The organism is Streptomyces sp. NPDC029152 (assembly GCF_055564355.1).
The window spans coordinates 238,745-255,665 of sequence record NZ_JBVHWR010000001.1 but is presented as its reverse complement, the minus strand read 5'-3'; the positions used below and the strand labels follow the sequence as shown (position 1 = coordinate 255,665).

Below are 16,921 nucleotides of genomic sequence, written 5' to 3'. Positions count from 1 at the left end.
GCACCGTGGAAACCGATTCGTACGCGGGGCACGATCCCCTGGTCCTCCTTCTGGTCCTCCTCGCCGGCCTGGCGGCAGCCGCCGTACTGGCCGTCTACGGCTGCACGACGGCGGCCCGCCACGGTGCCGGACGCGCGGGCCCGCTGGTCCTGCTGCGGTCGTGCGCGGCGCTCGCGGCGGCCGGCGCGGCCTGCCTGTACGCCTGGGGCGCCGTGCACCTGCTGACGCTGGACGAGACGCGGCGGGACCTCGCGTGCAAGGAGGCGGTGGGCCCGGCGCACGTCCTGGAGATCGACTCCTACCGGCCCACCTACATCCCGCTCCGTCTCGGTTGCCACGTCAGGAGCGGCACCACCTATTCGACGGGCGTGCCCGGCTACCTCAATCCCGCGGCGGGCGCTCTCGCCTTCACCGCCGTCGCGACGGGCGGCTTCAGCCTGCTGGAATCCGAACGCCGGGCCACCCGTGACTTCAAGAGAGAGACAAGGCGTCCATGACAACCTCCCGCCGTACCTTCCTCGCCCGGACCGCAGTGATCGCGGGCGCCGCGGCAGCGGCAGCGCTGCCCTTCTCCGAGTACCTCGCCTCCCCCGCCCACGCGGCGGACCGGTATGCCGAGCCGAAGCACGTCAGGGAAGCGGCCCGCCGCGCCCTGGCCCGCCGCGAGCGCACCCGCTCCGGAAAGCCTGGCCCCAACGGCTGGGAGATGGAGCTGGCCGCCGACGCGGGCGGGTCCGTGTGGACGCGCCCGGTGCCCGGCACCCCCATCGAGGGGGTGGCCGTGCGGATCGGCGACGCGGAGACCGTACTGGTCCACGTCGTCCGCCGGTTCCACTACGAAGTGGACGGACTGCGCAGGGGAGACGTGGTCGGCTGGCGCAGCCCGAGCACGGTGCGCCGCGGGCTGCCGGAGGCCAACCAGGCCTCCGGGACCGCGGTGCAGATCCGGCCGGGCCACTACCCGAGCGGCGTCAGGGGCGGCTTCTTCGCCCCGCAGGAGCTCGTGATCCGCGACATCCTCGCCGAACTCGAAGGAGTCGTCCGCTGGGGCGGGGACGACAAGAAGCCCGACGAGTCGCTGTTCTACCTCGCCGTGAAGCCGGACAGCCCCCTGTTGGCCGAGGTGGTCCGCAGGCTGCGCGGCTGGCAGCAGGAGCCGGGGAAGGGGGCCGGCGGCCCGGTGGACGTGCTGTCCGGCGAGCGTCGCGGTGCCGCCAAGGCGCTGGCCCGGAAGCAGAAGGCGGCCGCCTAGCCGGAACCGGAGAGCGCGACCGCGCGATGCGGGGCCCACCGTCCGTTGCCCGCAACGGGGTCGGGCCCCGCATCGCGTCGTCGTGGGACGCGCGGGCGGTTCACGGGTTTCGTTCGCGAGGGGCCCACGCCTGGACATCCGTTGAGGTTAGGCTAACCTACCTTCGAGTTGTCCGGCGGTCGGTCCGCCCCGTTCGAAAGCAGCGTACCCATGTCCAATGCCAGAGCCACCCACCTCACCCGACGCGGCGTTCTCGCCGCAGGCGGCGTGCTCGGCCTCGGTGCCGTGCTCGCCGCCTGCGGGGACGACGACGCGAAGAGCGGCGGCTCGGCCGAGCGGACGGGCGCCGCCGGGTCCGGCCCGTGGACGTTCCAGGACGACCGCGGCACCACCGTGAAGCTGGACAAGGTCCCCACGAGGATCGCCGCGTTCACCGGTGTGGCCGCCGCCCTCCACGACTACGGCGTCGAGGTCGAGGGCGTCTTCGGCCCGACCACGACCAAGGACGGCAAGGCCGACGTCCAGGCCGGCGACATGGACGTCAGCAAGTTGACGGTCTTCGGCAACAAGTTCGACAGCTTCAACGTCGAGCAGTACGCGGCCTTCCAGCCCGAGGTGCTCATCAGCACGACGTTCGACGACGCCGGCACCCTCTGGTACGTCCCCGAAGCCTCCAAGGACAAGATCGCCAAGCTCGCCCCGAGCGTGGCCATCTCCGTCTACGACCGCCAGATGCCGAAGCCGCTGCAGCGCATGGCCGAGCTGGCCGGGTCGCTGGGCGCCGACATGAAGGCCGCGAAGGTCGTCGAGGCGAAGAAGAGGTTCGAGACCGCCGCCGAGCGGCTGCGCAAGGCCGCCAAGGCCCGGCCGGAGATCAAGGTGCTGGCCGGTTCCGCCGCGCCGAGCGTCTTCTACGTCTCCGGTTCGAACTACTCCATCGACCTGGAGTACTTCAAGGCCCTCGGCGTGAACATCGTGGAGCCCCCGGAGGAGGCCAAGAAGGCGACCGGCGGCTGGTTCGAAACCCTGAGCTGGGAGAACGTCGACAAGTACCCGGCCGACGTCATCATCATGGACGACCGCGCCTCGACCATCCAGCCCGCCGACATCAGCGAGGGCACCTGGAAGGCGCTCCCCGCCGTCAAGGCCGGCCAGGTCATCGCCCGCTCCCCCGAGCCGATCCTGTCCTACGACAAGTGCACGCCGCTGCTCGACAACCTCGCCGAGGCCATCGAGAACGCGAAGAAGGTCAGCTGACCCCGTCCGCCCCGACTCGCAGGAGCCGTCCGTGACGACCGCCGTAGCCGCCCCGTTCCGTTTCTTCTCCCTCCGGGTCGCACGGACGAGGCGGCTCGGCCCGTCTCTGACCCGGGTCACCTTCACCGGGCCCGACCTCGCCGGCTTCCGCTCCGACGGACGCGACCAGTCCCTGTCGCTGTTCCTGCCGCGTCCCGGCCAGACGGAACCGGCGGTGCCCGGCGGGCTCGGATGGGGGTCCCCCCGCTCGAGCGAAGCCGAGAGTGGGGGAGGCTGGTGGCAGGCGTGGCGCGAACTGCCGGACGACGTACGGGCGGTGATGCGCTCGTACACGCTGCGGGACCTGCGCCGGGACGTCTTCGGGAACACCGACGAGATCGACATCGACTTCGTCCTGCACGGCGTCGGGCCACAGGCCGCGGTCCAGGCGGGTCCCGCCTCCCGCTGGGCCGCCGGCGCCGCCGCCGGCGACCGGGTCCTGCTGCTGGGCCCGGCGGTCGCCGACAACCGGGCGATCCGCTTCCGTCCGCCCGAGGACACCGACCTGGTGGTCCTCTGGGGCGACGAGACCGCCCTGCCCGCCGTCTCGGCCGTCCTGGAGTCCCTGCCGGCCGGCACCCGCGCCCGCGTGTGGCTGGAGGTGCCGCACGCCGCGGACGTGCGGGAGCCGGCGACCGCGGCGGACGCCGAGATCACCTGGCTGGTCCGGGACGGGGCCGAGGACCCGGCCGGCCTGGCCCTCACCGCGCTCCGCGCGGCCCGGCTGCCGTCCGCCCGGAACCCGTACGTCTGGATCGCCGGCGAGTCCGGCCGCGTCAAGGCGCTGCGCCGGCACTTCGTGCACGAGCGCGGCGTCGACCGGCGCCGCGTCACCTTCGTCGGCTACTGGCGACAGGGCCTGACGGAGGAACAGCTCCGCGAGCAGGGCTGACGCCCGGCACCCCACCACGCCCCGCCTCACCGTCCGTGACGGGCCGGTGCGGCGCGCGTGACGACCGTCACGGGCAGGCTCACCCCCGGACAGCGCAAATTAGGTTAGGCTAACCTAAGTTCGAAGCCCGGGCCCCGCCCTCACCCGTCCCTCTCGGACCGTCCCCACCGGAGGACCCCCATGCGCTCGCACCTGCTCAACGACACCACCGCGGAGCAGTACCGCCGCTCCGTGACCCAAGGAGTCGAGCGGGTGGCCGCCAAACTCGCCGCCACCGAACGGCCGTTCACCGGCATCACGGTCGACGCCCTCGCCCCCCGCATCGACGGGATCGACCTCGACAGGCCGCTGCACGACACGGCCGCGGCCCTCGACGAACTGGAGGACGTCTACCTCCGCGACGCCGTCTACTTCCACCACCCCCGCTACCTCGCCCACCTCAACTGCCCGGTCGTCATCCCCGCCGTGCTCGCCGAGGCGGTCCTGACCGCCGTCAACTCCTCCCTCGACACCTGGGACCAGTCGGCCGGCGGCACCCTCATCGAGCGGAAGCTGATCGACTGGACCACCGCCCGCGCCGGCCTCGGCCCCGCCGCGGACGGCGTGTTCACCTCCGGCGGCACCCAGTCCAACCTCCAGGCGCTGCTGCTGGCCCGCGAGGAGGCCAAGCCCGGGTGGGGAGAGGGGGCCGGGCTCGCGAAACTGCGCGTCTTCGCCTCCGAGGCCAGCCACTTCAGCGTCCAGAAGTCGGCGAAACTGCTCGGCCTCGGCCCCGACGCCGTCGTCCCGGTCCCCGTCGACCACGACAAGCGCCTGCAGACCGTCGCCCTCGCCCGTGAACTGGAGCGCTGCGCCGCCGACGGCCTCGTCCCCATGGCCGTCGTCGCCACCGCCGGCACCACCGACTTCGGCTCCATCGACCCGCTGCCGGAGATCGCCGCGCTCTGCGCCCAGTACGGGGCGTGGATGCACGTGGACGCCGCCTACGGCTGCGGACTGCTCGCCTCCCTGAAGTACCGGGACCGGCTGACCGGCATCGAGCGGGCCGACTCCGTCACCGTCGACTACCACAAGTCCTTCTTCCAGCCGGTGAGTTCGTCCGCCCTACTGGTCCGGGACGCGGCCACCCTGCGCCACGCCACCTACCACGCGGAGTACCTCAACCCGCGCCGCATGGTGCGCGAACGCATCCCCAACCAGGTCGACAAGTCCCTCCAGACCACCCGCCGCTTCGACGCCCTCAAGCTGTGGATGACGCTGCGCGTGATGGGCGCCGACGGCATCGGCGAGCTCTTCGACGAGGTGTGCGACCTCGCCGCCGAGGGCTGGAAGCTGCTCGCCGCCGACCCGCGCTTCGACGTGGTCGTCGAACCGAGCCTGTCCACGCTGGTCTTCCGCTACGTCCCGGCCGCCGTCACCGAGCCCGCCGAGACCGACCGCGCCAACCTGTACGCCCGCAAGGCCCTGTTCGCCTCCGGCGACGCGGTGGTCGCGGGCACCAAGGTGTCCGGCCGCCACTACCTGAAGTTCACCCTGCTGAACCCCGAGACGACCACGGCCGACATCGCCGCCGTCCTCGACCTGATCGCCGGCCACGCCGAGCAGTACCTGGGAGAGTCCCTTGACCGCGCTTCCTGAAGCCAGTGCCCCGTACGACTTCGTGGGGATAGGCCTCGGCCCCTTCAACCTCGGCCTCGCCTGCCTCACCGAGCCCATCGCCGAGCTGAACGGCGTGTTCCTGGAGGCCAAGCCCGACTTCACGTGGCACTCCGGCATGTTCCTGGACGGCGCCCACCTCCAGACCCCGTTCATGTCGGACCTGGTCACCCTCGCCGACCCGACGTCCCCGTACTCCTTCCTCAACTACCTGAAGGAGAAGGGCCGGCTGTACTCGTTCTACATCCGCGAGAACTTCTACCCACTGCGCGTCGAGTACGACGACTACTGCCGCTGGGCCGCGCACAGGCTGAGCAGCGTCCGCTTCTCCACGACGGTCACGGAGGTCACGTACGACGAGGCAAACGAGCTGTACGTCGTCGCCACCACCTCCGGCGACACCTACCGCGCCCGCCGCCTCGTCCTCGGCACCGGCACCCCGCCGCACGTCCCGGACGCCTGCCGCGGCCTGGCCGGCGACGCCATCCACAACTCCCGCTACGTGCAGCACAAGGCGGAGCTCCAGAAGAAGAAGGCGATCACGCTGGTCGGCAGCGGCCAGTCCGCCGCCGAGATCTACTACGACCTGCTCGGCGAGATCGACGTCCACGGCTACCAGCTCAACTGGGTGACCCGCTCCCCGCGCTTCTTCCCCCTCGAATACACCAAGCTCACGCTGGAGATGACCTCCCCGGAGTACGTGGACTACTACCACGCCCTCCCGGAGGACACCCGCTACCGCCTGACCGCCGAGCAGAAGGGCCTGTTCAAGGGCATCGACGGCGACCTGATCAACGAGATCTTCGACCTGCTCTACCAGAAGAGGCTCGGCGGCCCCGTCCCCACCCGCCTGCTCACCAACTCGGCGCTGACCAGCGCCCGGTACGCCGACGGCACGTACACGCTCGGCTTCCGCCAGGAGGAGCAGGGCAAGGACTTCGAGATCAGCTCGGACGGCCTGATCCTGGCCACCGGCTACAAGTACGCCGAGCCGGAGTTCCTCAAGCCCGTCCGCGACCGGCTGCGGTACGACTCGCGGGGCAACTTCGACCTCGGCCGCAACTACGCGATCGACGTCACCGGCCGGGGCGTGTTCCTGCAGAACGCGGGTGTCCACGCCCACAGCATCACCAGCCCCGATCTGGGCATGGGTGCCTATCGCAACAGCTACATCATCCGAGAACTGCTCGGTGGCACCGAGTACTACCCGGTCGAGAAGACCATCGCGTTCCAGGAGTTCGCCGTATGAGCACCCCCACCGCCGCCGGGATCGGCGACCTCACCCTCCGCCCTCTCGACCCGCTGAAGGACGCCGTCCTGCTGCACGGCTGGGTCACCCACCCGAAGTCGGCGTTCTGGATGATGCAGGACGCCACGCTGGTGGACGTCGAGCGCGCCTACATGGAGATAGCCGCCGACGAGCACCACCACGCCTACCTCGGCCTGCACGACGGCGTCCCCGCCTTCCTGATGGAGAAGTACGACCCGGCCCACCGCGAGCTGGTCGGCCTGTACGAGCCGGAGCCGGGCGACGTCGGCATGCACTTCCTGGTCGCCCCCACCGACCGGCCGCTGCACGGCTTCACCCGGGCCGTGATCACCGCCGTGATGACCGAGCTGTTCGCCGACCCGGCCACCGCCCGCGTCGTCGTCGAGCCGGACGTCGGCAACAAGGCCGTCCACGCCCTGAACGCGGCCGTCGGGTTCGTGCCCGAGCGCGAGATCCGGAAGCCGGAGAAGAAGGCGCTGCTGAGCTTCTGCACCCGCGAGCAGTTCGAGAGGGCGGTGTCCGCATGAGCCTCGCCGACGCCGTGGCCCACCTCTCCCCCGAACGCTGGGAGCGGGCCAACCGCCTCCTGGTCCGCAAGGCGCTGGCCGAGTTCGCGCACGAGCGGCTGCTCACGCCCGAGCGGGACGGGGAGGAGTACGTCGTCCGCAGCGACGACGGCCTGACCAGCTACCGCTTCACCGCCACCGTCCGCGCCCTGGACCACTGGCAGGTGGACGCCGAATCGATCACCCGCCACCGCGAGGGTGCCCGGCTCCCGCTCGCCGCCCTGGACCTCCTCATCGAGCTGAAGGAGTCCCTGGGGCTGAGCGACGACATCCTGCCGGTCTACCTGGAGGAGATCTCCTCCACGCTCTCCGGCACCTGCTACAAGCTCACCAAGCCGCAGGTCACCTCCGCCGAGCTGGCCCGCGCCGGTTTCCAGGCCGTCGAGACCGGCATGACCGAGGGCCATCCATGCTTCGTCGCCAACAACGGGCGGCTCGGCTTCGGCATCCACGACTACCTGGCGTACGCGCCCGAGGCCGCGCACCCGGTCCGGCTGGTGTGGCTGGCCGCCCACCGTTCCCGGGCGGCGTTCACGGCCGGCGTGGGCATCGAGTACGAGTCGTTCGTGCGGGACGAGCTGGGCGAGGCGACCGTCGAGCGCTTCCACGGCGTCCTGCGCGAGCGGGGCCTGGACCCGGCCGACTACCTGTTCATCCCGGTCCACCCCTGGCAGTGGCGGAACAAGCTCACCGTCACCTTCGCCGCCGAGGTCGCCCGGCAGCACCTGGTGTGCCTGGGCGAGGGCGACGACGAGTACCTGGCCCAGCAGTCCATCCGCACCTTCTTCAACACCTCCCACCCCGGGAAGCACTACGTGAAGACGGCCCTGTCCGTCCTCAACATGGGCTTCATGCGCGGCCTGTCGGCGGCGTACATGGAGGCCACCCCGGCCATCAACGACTGGCTGGCGCGGCTCGTCGAGAGCGACCCGGTGCTGAAGGCGACGGGCCTGACGGTCATCCGGGAGCGGGCGGCCGTCGGCTACCGGCACCTGGAGTACGAGCGGGCCACCGACCGCTACTCGCCGTACCGCAAGATGCTGGCGGCGCTGTGGCGGGAGAGCCCGGTGCCGTCGCTCCGGGACGGCGAGACGCTCGCCACCATGGCCTCCCTCGTCCACGTCGACCACGAGGGCGCCTCCTTCGCGGGCGCGCTGATCGAGCGGTCGGGCCTGCCGCCCACCGAGTGGCTGCGGCACTACCTGCGGGCCTACTTCGTCCCGCTGCTGCACAGCTTCTACGCCTACGACCTGGTCTACATGCCGCACGGCGAGAACGTGATCCTGGTCCTGAAGGACGGGGTGGTGCGGCGGGCGGTCTACAAGGACATCGCCGAGGAGATCGCGGTGATGGATCCCGACGCCGTGCTGCCGCCGGAGGTCTCGCGCATCGCCGTGGAGGTCCCCGAGGACATGAAGCTGCTGTCGATCTTCACGGACGTCTTCGACTGCTTCTTCCGCTTCCTCTCCGCGAACCTCGCCGAGGAGGGGATCCTCGAGGAGGACGGCTTCTGGCGGACGGTCGCGGAGGTCACCCGCGAGTACCAGGAGTCGGTGCCGGAGCTGGCCGACAAGTTCGCCCGGTACGACATGTTCGCGCCCGAGTTCGCGCTGTCCTGCCTCAACCGGCTCCAGTTGCGCGACAACCGGCAGATGGTGGACCTGGCGGACCCGTCCGGCGCGCTGCAACTGGTCGGGACCCTGAAGAACCCCATCGCGGGACTGTGACGGTCCCCCGCAAACGGGCGGGCACCTCGGAGACGGTCCTCCGGGGTGCCCGTCGGGCGTTTCGGGCCTGCTCCCCGGGGGTGCCCGGTGCGATGGAACAATTCCCGCATGGCGGAAATCATCCAGAAGGACGGAACGTGGGTCTTCGACGGCGACTGCCTGCGGCTGACCCCGGGGCGGGACAAGAACGTCAGTCCGCTCCGCAGGGAGCTGGGTGAACTGACCGTCCCGTTGGGCGCGTTGGCGGGCATATCGTTCGAGCAGGGCAAGAAGGCCGGGCGGCTCAGGCTGCGGCTGCGGGACGGTGCCGACCCGTTGCTGCACGCGACCGGCGGCCGGCTGACCGAGCCGCACGACCCCTACCAGCTGATCGTGGACCCCGACCGGTACGGCGTCGCCGAGTACCTGGTGGACGAGGTGCGCAACGCCCTGCTGCTGGAGCGGGTTCCGTCCGGCCCGGTGGACTCCTACCTGCTGGCGGGGCCCTCCGTCCCCCTCTCGGTGTCCGCCGGGGACGGCACGGCGAGCTTCGACGGCGAGCGGGTGCGGCTGGAGTGGAAGTGGCAGGCGGAGGACTCCAAGTCCGCCGGCGGGCCGCGCGTCCTCCCGCTGGCGGACATCACCGCCGTGGAGTGGCAGCCGTCGGCGGGCCTGGAGAACGGCCACCTCCGCTTCACCGTGCGGGGCACGCCGGCCAAGGTGCCGCCCAAGCACGACCCGAACGCGGTCGAGTTGTGGGGGCTCAGGAAGGACCCGCTGATGGCCCTGGTGGCCGCCGCCGTCCAGGCCCGGCTGCCGCACCCGGCCGAAGCGCCCTCCCCGCAGGACGCGCGCCCGGCCGAGCGCACCGCGGTCCCCGCTCCCGCGCCCGCCCCCGAGGACGACCACGACGCCCTGCTGCGGCGTCTGCGGGAGCTGGGCGAGCTGCACCGCTCCGGGGTGCTGACGGACGAGGAGTTCACCCTCGCCAAGCAGGCGGTTCTCCGGCGAATGTAAGGTGCCTGCCCGAAATCGGGCAAGATTCTTGCGAAACCATCGGTCGTACCCCAGGATCTACCGGGTGCACGACGAACTCGTTGATCATCTGACGCGGTCCACCCCCCTCAGCCGGGGCGAGGCGCTGCGCGTGGTCCAGGACGTGCTCGCCTACTTCGACGAGACGACCGAGGAGTACGTCCGTCGCCGCCACCGCGAGCTCCAGACCCAGGGCCTGGTGAACGCGACGATCTTCGAGCGGATCGCGGCGGAACTGAAGTACCGCGCGGTGGCACCGCCGGAGCTGACGCTCCGCCAGCTGCGCCGCATCGTCTACGGCTGACCGGCCGTCGGACACGAGACCTGCGAGGAATACGGTATATGTGCGGAATCGTCGGATACATCGGCAAGCGTGACGTCGCGCCCCTGCTGCTCGAGGGCCTCCAGCGCCTGGAGTACCGCGGCTACGACTCGGCGGGCATCGTCGTCACGTCCCCGAAGACGGCCGGCCTGAAGATGGTCAAGGCCAAGGGCCGGGTCCGCGACCTGGAGGCCAAGGTCCCGGCGCGCTTCAAGGGCACCACGGGCATCGCCCACACCCGCTGGGCCACCCACGGCGCCCCCTCCGACGTGAACGCCCACCCGCACATGTCGGCCGACAACAAGGTCGCCGTGGTGCACAACGGCATCATCGACAACGCCGCCGACCTGCGCCGCAAGCTGGAGGCGGACGGCGTCGAGTTCCTCTCCGAGACCGACACCGAGGTCCTCGTCCACCTCATCGCCCGTTCCGAGGCGGAGAAGCTGGAGGACAAGGTCCGCGAGACCCTCCGCGTCATCGAGGGCACCTACGGCATCGCCGTGATGCACGCCGACTTCCCCGAGCGCATCGTCGTCGCCCGCAACGGCTCCCCGGTCGTCCTCGGCATCGGCGAGAAGGAGATGTTCGTCGCCTCCGACATCGCCGCGCTGGTCACCCACACCCGGCAGATAGTCACCCTCGACGACGGCGAGATGGCCACCCTCAAGGCCGACGACTTCCGCACCTACACCACCGAGGGCACCCGGACCACGTCCGAGCCGACCACCGTGGAGTGGGAGGCCGCCTCCTACGACATGGGCGGCCACGACACCTACATGCACAAGGAGATCCACGAGCAGGCCGAGGCCGTGGACCGTGTGCTGCGCGGCCGGATCGACGACCGCTTCTCCACCGTGCACCTCGGCGGCCTCAACCTGGACGCCCGCGACGCGCGCGCCGTGCGCCGCGTCAAGATCCTCGGTTGCGGCACCTCGTACCACGCGGGCCAGATCGGCGCCCAGATGATCGAGGAGCTGGCCCGCATCCCCGCGGACGCCGAGCCGGCCTCCGAGTTCCGCTACCGCAACGCGGTCGTGGACCCCGACACCCTCTACATCGCCGTCTCCCAGTCCGGTGAGACGTACGACGTGCTGGCCGCCGTGCAGGAGCTCAAGCGCAAGGGCGCCCGCGTCCTCGGCGTCGTCAACGTCGTCGGCTCGGCGATCGCCCGCGAGGCCGACGGCGGCATGTACGTGCACGCCGGCCCCGAGGTCTGCGTCGTCTCCACCAAGTGCTTCACCAACACCTGCGTCGCCTTCGCACTGCTCGCCCTGCACCTGGGCCGCACCCGCGACCTGTCCGTGCGCGACGGCAAGCGGATCATCGAGGGCCTGCGCAAGCTGCCCGCGCAGATCTCCGAGATGCTGGAGCAGGAGGAGGACATCAAGAAGCTGGCCGCGCAGTACGCCGACGCCCGCTCGATGCTCTTCATCGGCCGCGTGAGGGGCTACCCGGTCGCCCGCGAGGCCTCCCTGAAGCTCAAGGAGGTCTCCTACATCCACGCCGAGGCCTACCCGGCCTCCGAGCTGAAGCACGGCCCGCTCGCCCTGATCGAACCGGCGCTGCCGACGGTCGCGATCGTGCCGGACGACGACCTGCTGGAGAAGAACCGCGCGGCCATGGAGGAGATCAAGGCCCGCAGCGGCCAGATCCTCGCCGTCGCCCACCAGGAGCAGGAGAAGGCCGACCACACGATCGTCGTCCCGAAGAACGAGGACGAGCTCGACCCGATCCTCATGGGCATCCCGCTCCAGCTCCTCGCCTACCACACGGCCCTGGCCCTGGGCCGGGACATCGACAAGCCGCGCAACCTCGCCAAGTCGGTCACGGTGGAGTAGCACACCGGCAGAACGCCGGACGGCCCCGCACGCGCGCGTGCGGGGCCGTCCGGCGCAACCGGGCCGGTCATGGGCGGCGGAGGCCGGTCACGGGCGGCCGGGCCGTAGGGCCGTTAGGGAATGACCACCACGGGCCGCTGCGCCCGCTTGGCGAGGCGTCCCGCGACGGAGCCGAAGAGCCGGCCCACGAGGCCGTGGCTGGAGCCGACGACGATCGCGTCCGCCTCGTACTCCCGGCCCACCTCCTCGAGTTCGTGGCAGATGTCGCCGCCGCGCTCGACCAGGATCCAGGGCACCTCGGTCAGGTAGTCCGCACACGCCAGCTCCAGGCCCAGCACCTCGGTGCGGTGGTCCGGCACGTCGACGAAGACGGGGGGTTCGCAGCCCGCCCACACCGTGGTCGGCAGCCGGTTGGCGACGTGCACGATGACCAGGCCGGCGCCGTGCCGCCGCGCCATGCCGATGGCGTACGCGAGAGCGCGCTCGCTGGAGGTGGAGCCGTCGAAGCCCACGACGACCCCGTGCTTGAAGGCTGGGTCGCACGACTGGCGTGGCTCTTCCGCCGCCAGGGGCTCGGCCGCCGTCGGTTCGGCGACGGGCCGCTTGCGGTCCGCGGGTTCGAAGAATTCGTGACCGGCCATGGCTGTCTCGGCGTTTGTATCCTCTATGGGGGGCAACAGGGTGCGGAGGAGCGGTGCTGTGTCCGGGAATGGTCTTCCCAACCCCATACCCCCAAGGGTACGGCGGCACGCCTCCTTCGCCCAGATCCCGCGCACGTCCGCCGCGGGTTCCCCGGAGCATGCCCGAGGGGGCGCCCGTAACGCAATGGTTGCTGCGCTGTACAGGCGGTTTGCACGGGATTCAACTGCCCGTTCCCCGGTCGCGCCCGTCGTGACCGAGGGGCGGGTCAGGCGTTGACCACCGCGAGCCGGTCCCGGGGAGCGCCCGTGTCCGCACCGCACCGTCCCGCCGGACGCCGTCCGGCACCCCCGGACCGGCGGCGCCCCCGCGGGACGGTGTCGCCGGACCGGTCCGCCGGGCGGCGTCCGGCCGCGTCCTCGTCCCGGTCGCGCTCCTCAGGTACGGCACCTGCCTCTCCGGCACCGCCGCGGGACCGGCCGCCCCGGCCGGCGCCCGCCGCCCGCCACCGCGCCGGCCGGAGCGCGGCACGGGCCGCCGCCGGAGCGGGTGCCGAGGCGGGCGCGGGGGCGGGGACCGGGCCGGGGAGCACACACCGGTCGGTTGACCGGTTTCCGCGCACGACTCCGCTTCTTTTCAGCCAACTTCCACAGGGGGTTCCCCCCTGGCCCGAACCACCCCCCAACCCCCGTTCCACCTGCACGGACAGGGTCTCGGAGGTCCCGCGCACCCTACGGGGATTGGCCACTGCCACAAGGCGCACTTCCCTGGGGCGCCCCGGAGTGCAACGCTTCGTGATCGACTGCTTCGCGCCAAGTTGCCATGTCGACAATGTCCCAAGTGCCGAACCAGCCATCTCGGTACGACAGGACGCAGTAGATTCGATCTTGACTGTCTACGGCGGGGGACTCGTGCAGGACCGAGGGGAAACGTGTTGGAGCGACAGACCCGAAAGGTTGAGGGCGCCGCGACCACCGAGGGGGGCTTAGCGGGATGAGCCACGACTCCACTGCCGCGCCGGAAGCCGCGGCCCGGAAGCTCTCCGGGCGACGCCGCAAGGAGATCGTCGCGGTGCTGCTGTTCAGCGGCGGCCCCATCTTCGAGAGTTCCATACCACTGTCGGTGTTCGGGATCGACCGCCAGGACGCCGGCGTGCCGCGCTACCGACTGCTGGTGTGCGCCGGCGAGGACGGCCCGCTGCGCACCACGGGCGGCCTCGAACTCACCGCGCCGCACGGCCTGGAGGCGATCTCACGCGCCGGCACGGTCGTCGTGCCGGCCTGGCGGTCGATCACCTCTCCGCCCCCGGAGGAGGCGCTCGACGCCCTGCGCCGGGCCCACGAGGAGGGCGCCCGCATCGTCGGGCTGTGCACCGGCGCCTTCGTCCTGGCGGCGGCGGGCCTGCTGGACGGCCGCCCCGCCACCACCCACTGGATGTACGCGCCGACGCTGGCCAAGCGCTACCCGTCGGTGCACGTCGACCCGCGCGAGCTGTTCGTGGACGACGGCGACGTCCTGACGTCGGCGGGCACCGCGGCGGGGATCGACCTGTGCCTGCACATCGTGCGCACGGACCACGGCAGCGAGGCGGCCGGCGCGCTGGCCCGCCGCCTGGTGGTCCCCCCGCGCCGCAGCGGCGGCCAGGAGCGCTATCTGGACAGGTCTTTACCGGAGGAGATCGGCGCCGACCCGCTCGCCGAGGTCGTCGCCTGGGCGCTGGAGCACCTCCACGAGCAGTTCGACGTGGAGACGCTGGCGGCCCGCGCGTACATGAGCCGGCGCACCTTCGACCGGCGCTTCCGCTCACTGACCGGCAGCGCGCCGCTGCAGTGGCTGATCACCCAGCGGGTGCTCCAGGCGCAGCGGCTGCTGGAGACGTCCGACTACTCGGTGGACGAGGTCGCGGGCCGCTGCGGCTTCCGTTCGCCGGTGGCGCTGCGCGGCCACTTCCGCCGCCAGCTCGGCTCGTCCCCGGCCGCCTACCGGGCCGCCTACCGGGCCCGCCGCCCGCAGGGCGACCGGCCGGTGGACGCGGAGGGCGGTGCGACGGGAGCGTCCCGGCCACCCGTCCCGCACGAGGGCGGCCAGCAGCCGGCCGTCGTGCCGACGGAGGGCCAGGTCCCGTTCCAGACCCGCCGCACCCCGGTCCCGGCCGCCGCGGCCGGCCTGCCGGGGCAGCGCAGCGCACCGTGATGTGACCGTGGAGGCGCCGGACGGAAACCCTCCCGCCCGGCGCTCCCGCCCCGCCGGGGCCCGGGGCGGCGGCCCCCGTGAGGCCCGCGCCGACGCCGGGGGTCCGGCGGGCCGGGGACAGCCGTAGGGTGTCCAACATGAACGATCGCATGGTGTGGATCGACTGCGAGATGACCGGCCTCTCGCTGTCGGACGACGCGCTCATCGAGGTGGCCGCCCTCGTCACCGACTCCGAGCTGAACATCCTCGGCGAGGGCGTCGACATCGTCATCCGTCCGCCGGAGCGGGCCCTGGAGACGATGCCGGAGGTGGTGCGCCAGATGCACACCGCGTCCGGCCTGCTCGCCGAGCTCGACGGCGGCACGACGCTGGCGGACGCCGAGGCGCAGGTCCTGGCGTACGTGCGGGAGCACGTGAAGGAACCCGGCAAGGCCCCCCTGTGCGGCAACTCGGTCGGCACGGACCGGGGCTTCCTGCTGCGGGACATGCCGACGCTGGAGGACTACCTCCACTACCGGATCGTGGACGTCTCCTCGATCAAGGAGCTGGCCCGGCGCTGGTACCCGCGGGCGTACTTCAACAGTCCCGAGAAGAACGGCAACCACCGCGCCCTCGCCGACATCCGCGAGTCCATCGCCGAGCTGCGCTACTACCGGGAGGCCGTCTTCGTGCCGCAGCCGGGTCCCGACTCCGACACCGCGAAGGCGATCGCCGCGAAGCACGTCGTGTCCGCCCCGTAGGGACGCCACCGGGGACACCGCCGGGGGCGCCGCGAAAGGCGTGCGCGAGCACCCCTTCGGACCCTGTACACTTTTTCTCAGCCGGTCGGGGAACCCCGCAAGAGGTTCCGACTACCGGCCATGGTGGGTGTAGCTCAGCTGGTAGAGCACCTGGTTGTGGTCCAGGATGCCGCGGGTTCAAGTCCCGTCACTCACCCTGTGTGATCAGCCGGTGACCTTCGGAAGAAGGTCACCGGCTGATCGCGTTGTGGGGCGGCGGGGACGCGCCGGCGGGCCCGCCCGGCCCCCGCTCACGACGACGCGCGCTCCACCAGCTCCGTGGCCAGCACCACCTGGTGCCGCTCCCGTCCCCGCGTCCCCGCCGGGCGGCGGTCCGCGATCTCGGTCAGCAGCAGGTCGATCATCGCGCGGCCCATCTCCTCGATGGGCTGCCGGACGCTGGTCAGCGGCGGGTCCAGGTGGCGGGCGATGGCCGAGTCGTCGTAACCGACCAGCGCCACGTCGTCCGGGATGCGCCGGCCCGCCTCCCGCAGGGCCTGGCGGGCACCGGCCGCGGTGACGTCCGAGGCGGCGAAGACGGCGTCCAGGTCCGGGCAGCGGCGCAGCAGCTCCGTCATCGCGCGCCGGCCGCCCTCCTCGGTGAAGTCCCCCGGCTCGATCAGCTCGTCGGCGGCGCCGAGCCCCCCGTCGCGCAGGGCGTCGCGGTAGCCGTCGACGCGCCGCTGGGCGCCGTAGACGTCGAGGTGGCCGGTGATGTGGGCTATGCGGCCACGGCCCCGGGACATCAGGTGCCGGACGGCCGAGCGGGCGCCGCCGTAGTTGTCGGAGTCCACCGAGGCCAGCGTCTCCGCCGCGGAGCGCGGGCCACTGATCACCGCGGGGATCTCCAGCTGGGTCAGCATGTCCGGCAGCGGGTCGTCGGCGTGCACCGAGACCAGCAGGACGCCGTCCACCCGGTGCGCGGCCAGGTACTGGGCGAGCCGCTGCCGCTCCCGGTCGCTGCCCGCGAAGATCAGCAGCAGCTGCATCTCGGTGTCGGTGATCTCCGCGCCCACGCCGCGCAGCATGTCCGAGAAGTAGGGCTCGGCGAAGAACCGGGTCTCCGGCTCCGGGACGACCAGGGCGATCGCGTCGGTGCGGTTGGCCGCGAGCGCGCGGGCGGCGGTGTTCGGGACGTAGCCGAGTTCCGCGACGGCCGCCTCGACGGCCGCCCGGGTCGCGTCGCTGACCCGGGGCGAGCCGTTGATCACCCGGGAGACCGTGCCGCGGCCGACGCCGGCCCGGGCGGCCACCTCCTCGAGGGTCGGGCGTCTGACGCCCCGGCTCCGCCCACCGTTGACCGCCATGGTCGTCGCCTTTCCCTCGCAGCTGTCCGGCCAGGAATCTAACAGTCCCGGCCCGTGCCTCTCCGTCCCCCATCGTGCCTCGCGGACGGCGGAATTCCCCCTTCCGCGCCGCGGAGAACCGCGAGGGCGCGACCGGCGACCGGTCGCGCCCTCGCGGCGCACGCGCGGTG

General features: G+C 71.8%; 15 protein-coding genes and 1 tRNA gene. 14 read left to right on the top strand and 2 right to left on the bottom strand.

The annotated features are described in order from the left end of the window. Window positions 1-5: 5 nt before the first annotated feature. The 11 genes from ACZ4V6_RS01120 to glmS all read left to right on the top strand — a co-directional run bounded on the left by ACZ4V6_RS01120 (window position 6) and on the right by glmS (window position 11,833). On the top strand, window positions 6-497 hold the full coding sequence (locus ACZ4V6_RS01120) for a hypothetical protein (RefSeq protein WP_467821658.1): 492 nt from the start codon (window positions 6-8) through the stop codon (window positions 495-497). After that, entirely contained in the window at window positions 494-1,252 is a 759-nt protein-coding gene (locus ACZ4V6_RS01115; RefSeq protein WP_467821657.1) for a twin-arginine translocation signal domain-containing protein, read from the top strand. The genes ACZ4V6_RS01120 and ACZ4V6_RS01115 overlap by 4 nt, the downstream gene beginning before the upstream one ends. Before the next feature lie 210 nt (window positions 1,253-1,462). Continuing rightward, a complete protein-coding gene (locus ACZ4V6_RS01110) occupies window positions 1,463-2,509 on the top strand; it encodes an ABC transporter substrate-binding protein (protein WP_467821656.1) in 1,047 nt (348 codons plus the stop codon). 31 nt (window positions 2,510-2,540) lie between these two features. Further along, window positions 2,541-3,440, top strand: a complete 900-nt coding sequence (locus tag ACZ4V6_RS01105; RefSeq protein ID WP_467821655.1) for a siderophore-interacting protein — start codon at window positions 2,541-2,543, stop codon at window positions 3,438-3,440. Window positions 3,441-3,620: 180 nt separating this feature from the next. Beyond that, entirely contained in the window at window positions 3,621-5,078 is a 1,458-nt protein-coding gene (gene desA / locus ACZ4V6_RS01100; RefSeq protein ID WP_467821654.1) for a lysine decarboxylase DesA, read from the top strand. Then, window positions 5,062-6,345: a lysine N(6)-hydroxylase/L-ornithine N(5)-oxygenase family protein gene (locus ACZ4V6_RS01095; RefSeq protein ID WP_467821653.1), complete on the top strand. Its 1,284-nt coding sequence runs from the start codon at window positions 5,062-5,064 to the stop codon at window positions 6,343-6,345. Before desA ends, ACZ4V6_RS01095 begins: the two co-directional genes overlap by 17 nt. Beyond that, the gene (locus tag ACZ4V6_RS01090; protein WP_467821652.1) at window positions 6,342-6,893 is read left to right on the top strand and encodes a GNAT family N-acetyltransferase; all 552 of its coding nucleotides are present in this window, start codon (window positions 6,342-6,344) and stop codon (window positions 6,891-6,893) included. The genes ACZ4V6_RS01095 and ACZ4V6_RS01090 overlap by 4 nt, the downstream gene beginning before the upstream one ends. Further along, window positions 6,890-8,659, top strand: a complete 1,770-nt coding sequence (locus ACZ4V6_RS01085) for an IucA/IucC family protein (RefSeq protein ID WP_467821651.1) — start codon at window positions 6,890-6,892, stop codon at window positions 8,657-8,659. Before ACZ4V6_RS01090 ends, ACZ4V6_RS01085 begins: the two co-directional genes overlap by 4 nt. 108 nt (window positions 8,660-8,767) lie before the next feature. After that, the gene (locus tag ACZ4V6_RS01080) at window positions 8,768-9,655 is read left to right on the top strand and encodes a DUF4429 domain-containing protein (RefSeq protein ID WP_467821650.1); all 888 of its coding nucleotides are present in this window, start codon (window positions 8,768-8,770) and stop codon (window positions 9,653-9,655) included. A 64-nt stretch (window positions 9,656-9,719) separates the two neighbouring features. Further along, window positions 9,720-9,977: a hypothetical protein gene (locus ACZ4V6_RS01075; protein ID WP_077799873.1), complete on the top strand. Its 258-nt coding sequence runs from the start codon at window positions 9,720-9,722 to the stop codon at window positions 9,975-9,977. A gap of 38 nt (window positions 9,978-10,015) precedes the next feature. Beyond that, the gene (gene glmS, locus ACZ4V6_RS01070) at window positions 10,016-11,833 is read left to right on the top strand and encodes a glutamine--fructose-6-phosphate transaminase (isomerizing) (RefSeq protein WP_467821649.1); all 1,818 of its coding nucleotides are present in this window, start codon (window positions 10,016-10,018) and stop codon (window positions 11,831-11,833) included. A 113-nt stretch (window positions 11,834-11,946) separates the two neighbouring features. Here glmS and ACZ4V6_RS01065 read toward each other — a convergent pair whose 3' ends face one another. Beyond that, on the bottom strand, window positions 11,947-12,474 hold the full coding sequence (locus ACZ4V6_RS01065; RefSeq protein WP_467821648.1) for a universal stress protein: 528 nt from the start codon (window positions 12,472-12,474) through the stop codon (window positions 11,947-11,949). A 991-nt stretch (window positions 12,475-13,465) separates the two neighbouring features. Between ACZ4V6_RS01065 and ACZ4V6_RS01060 the strand changes: the two genes are divergently transcribed. The 3 genes from ACZ4V6_RS01060 to ACZ4V6_RS01050 all read left to right on the top strand — a co-directional run bounded on the left by ACZ4V6_RS01060 (window position 13,466) and on the right by ACZ4V6_RS01050 (window position 15,601). Beyond that, entirely contained in the window at window positions 13,466-14,665 is a 1,200-nt protein-coding gene (locus ACZ4V6_RS01060) for a helix-turn-helix domain-containing protein (RefSeq protein ID WP_467821647.1), read from the top strand. Between the two features lie 137 nt (window positions 14,666-14,802). Beyond that, a complete protein-coding gene (gene orn, locus ACZ4V6_RS01055) occupies window positions 14,803-15,405 on the top strand; it encodes an oligoribonuclease (RefSeq protein ID WP_467821646.1) in 603 nt (200 codons plus the stop codon). Between the two features lie 123 nt (window positions 15,406-15,528). Then, a tRNA-His gene (locus tag ACZ4V6_RS01050) sits at window positions 15,529-15,601 on the top strand. A gap of 94 nt (window positions 15,602-15,695) precedes the next feature. On the opposite strand, the gene ACZ4V6_RS01045 is transcribed toward ACZ4V6_RS01050, so the two are convergent. Beyond that, window positions 15,696-16,751: a LacI family DNA-binding transcriptional regulator gene (locus ACZ4V6_RS01045; protein ID WP_467821645.1), complete on the bottom strand. Its 1,056-nt coding sequence runs from the start codon at window positions 16,749-16,751 to the stop codon at window positions 15,696-15,698. Window positions 16,752-16,921 lie beyond the last annotated feature (170 nt).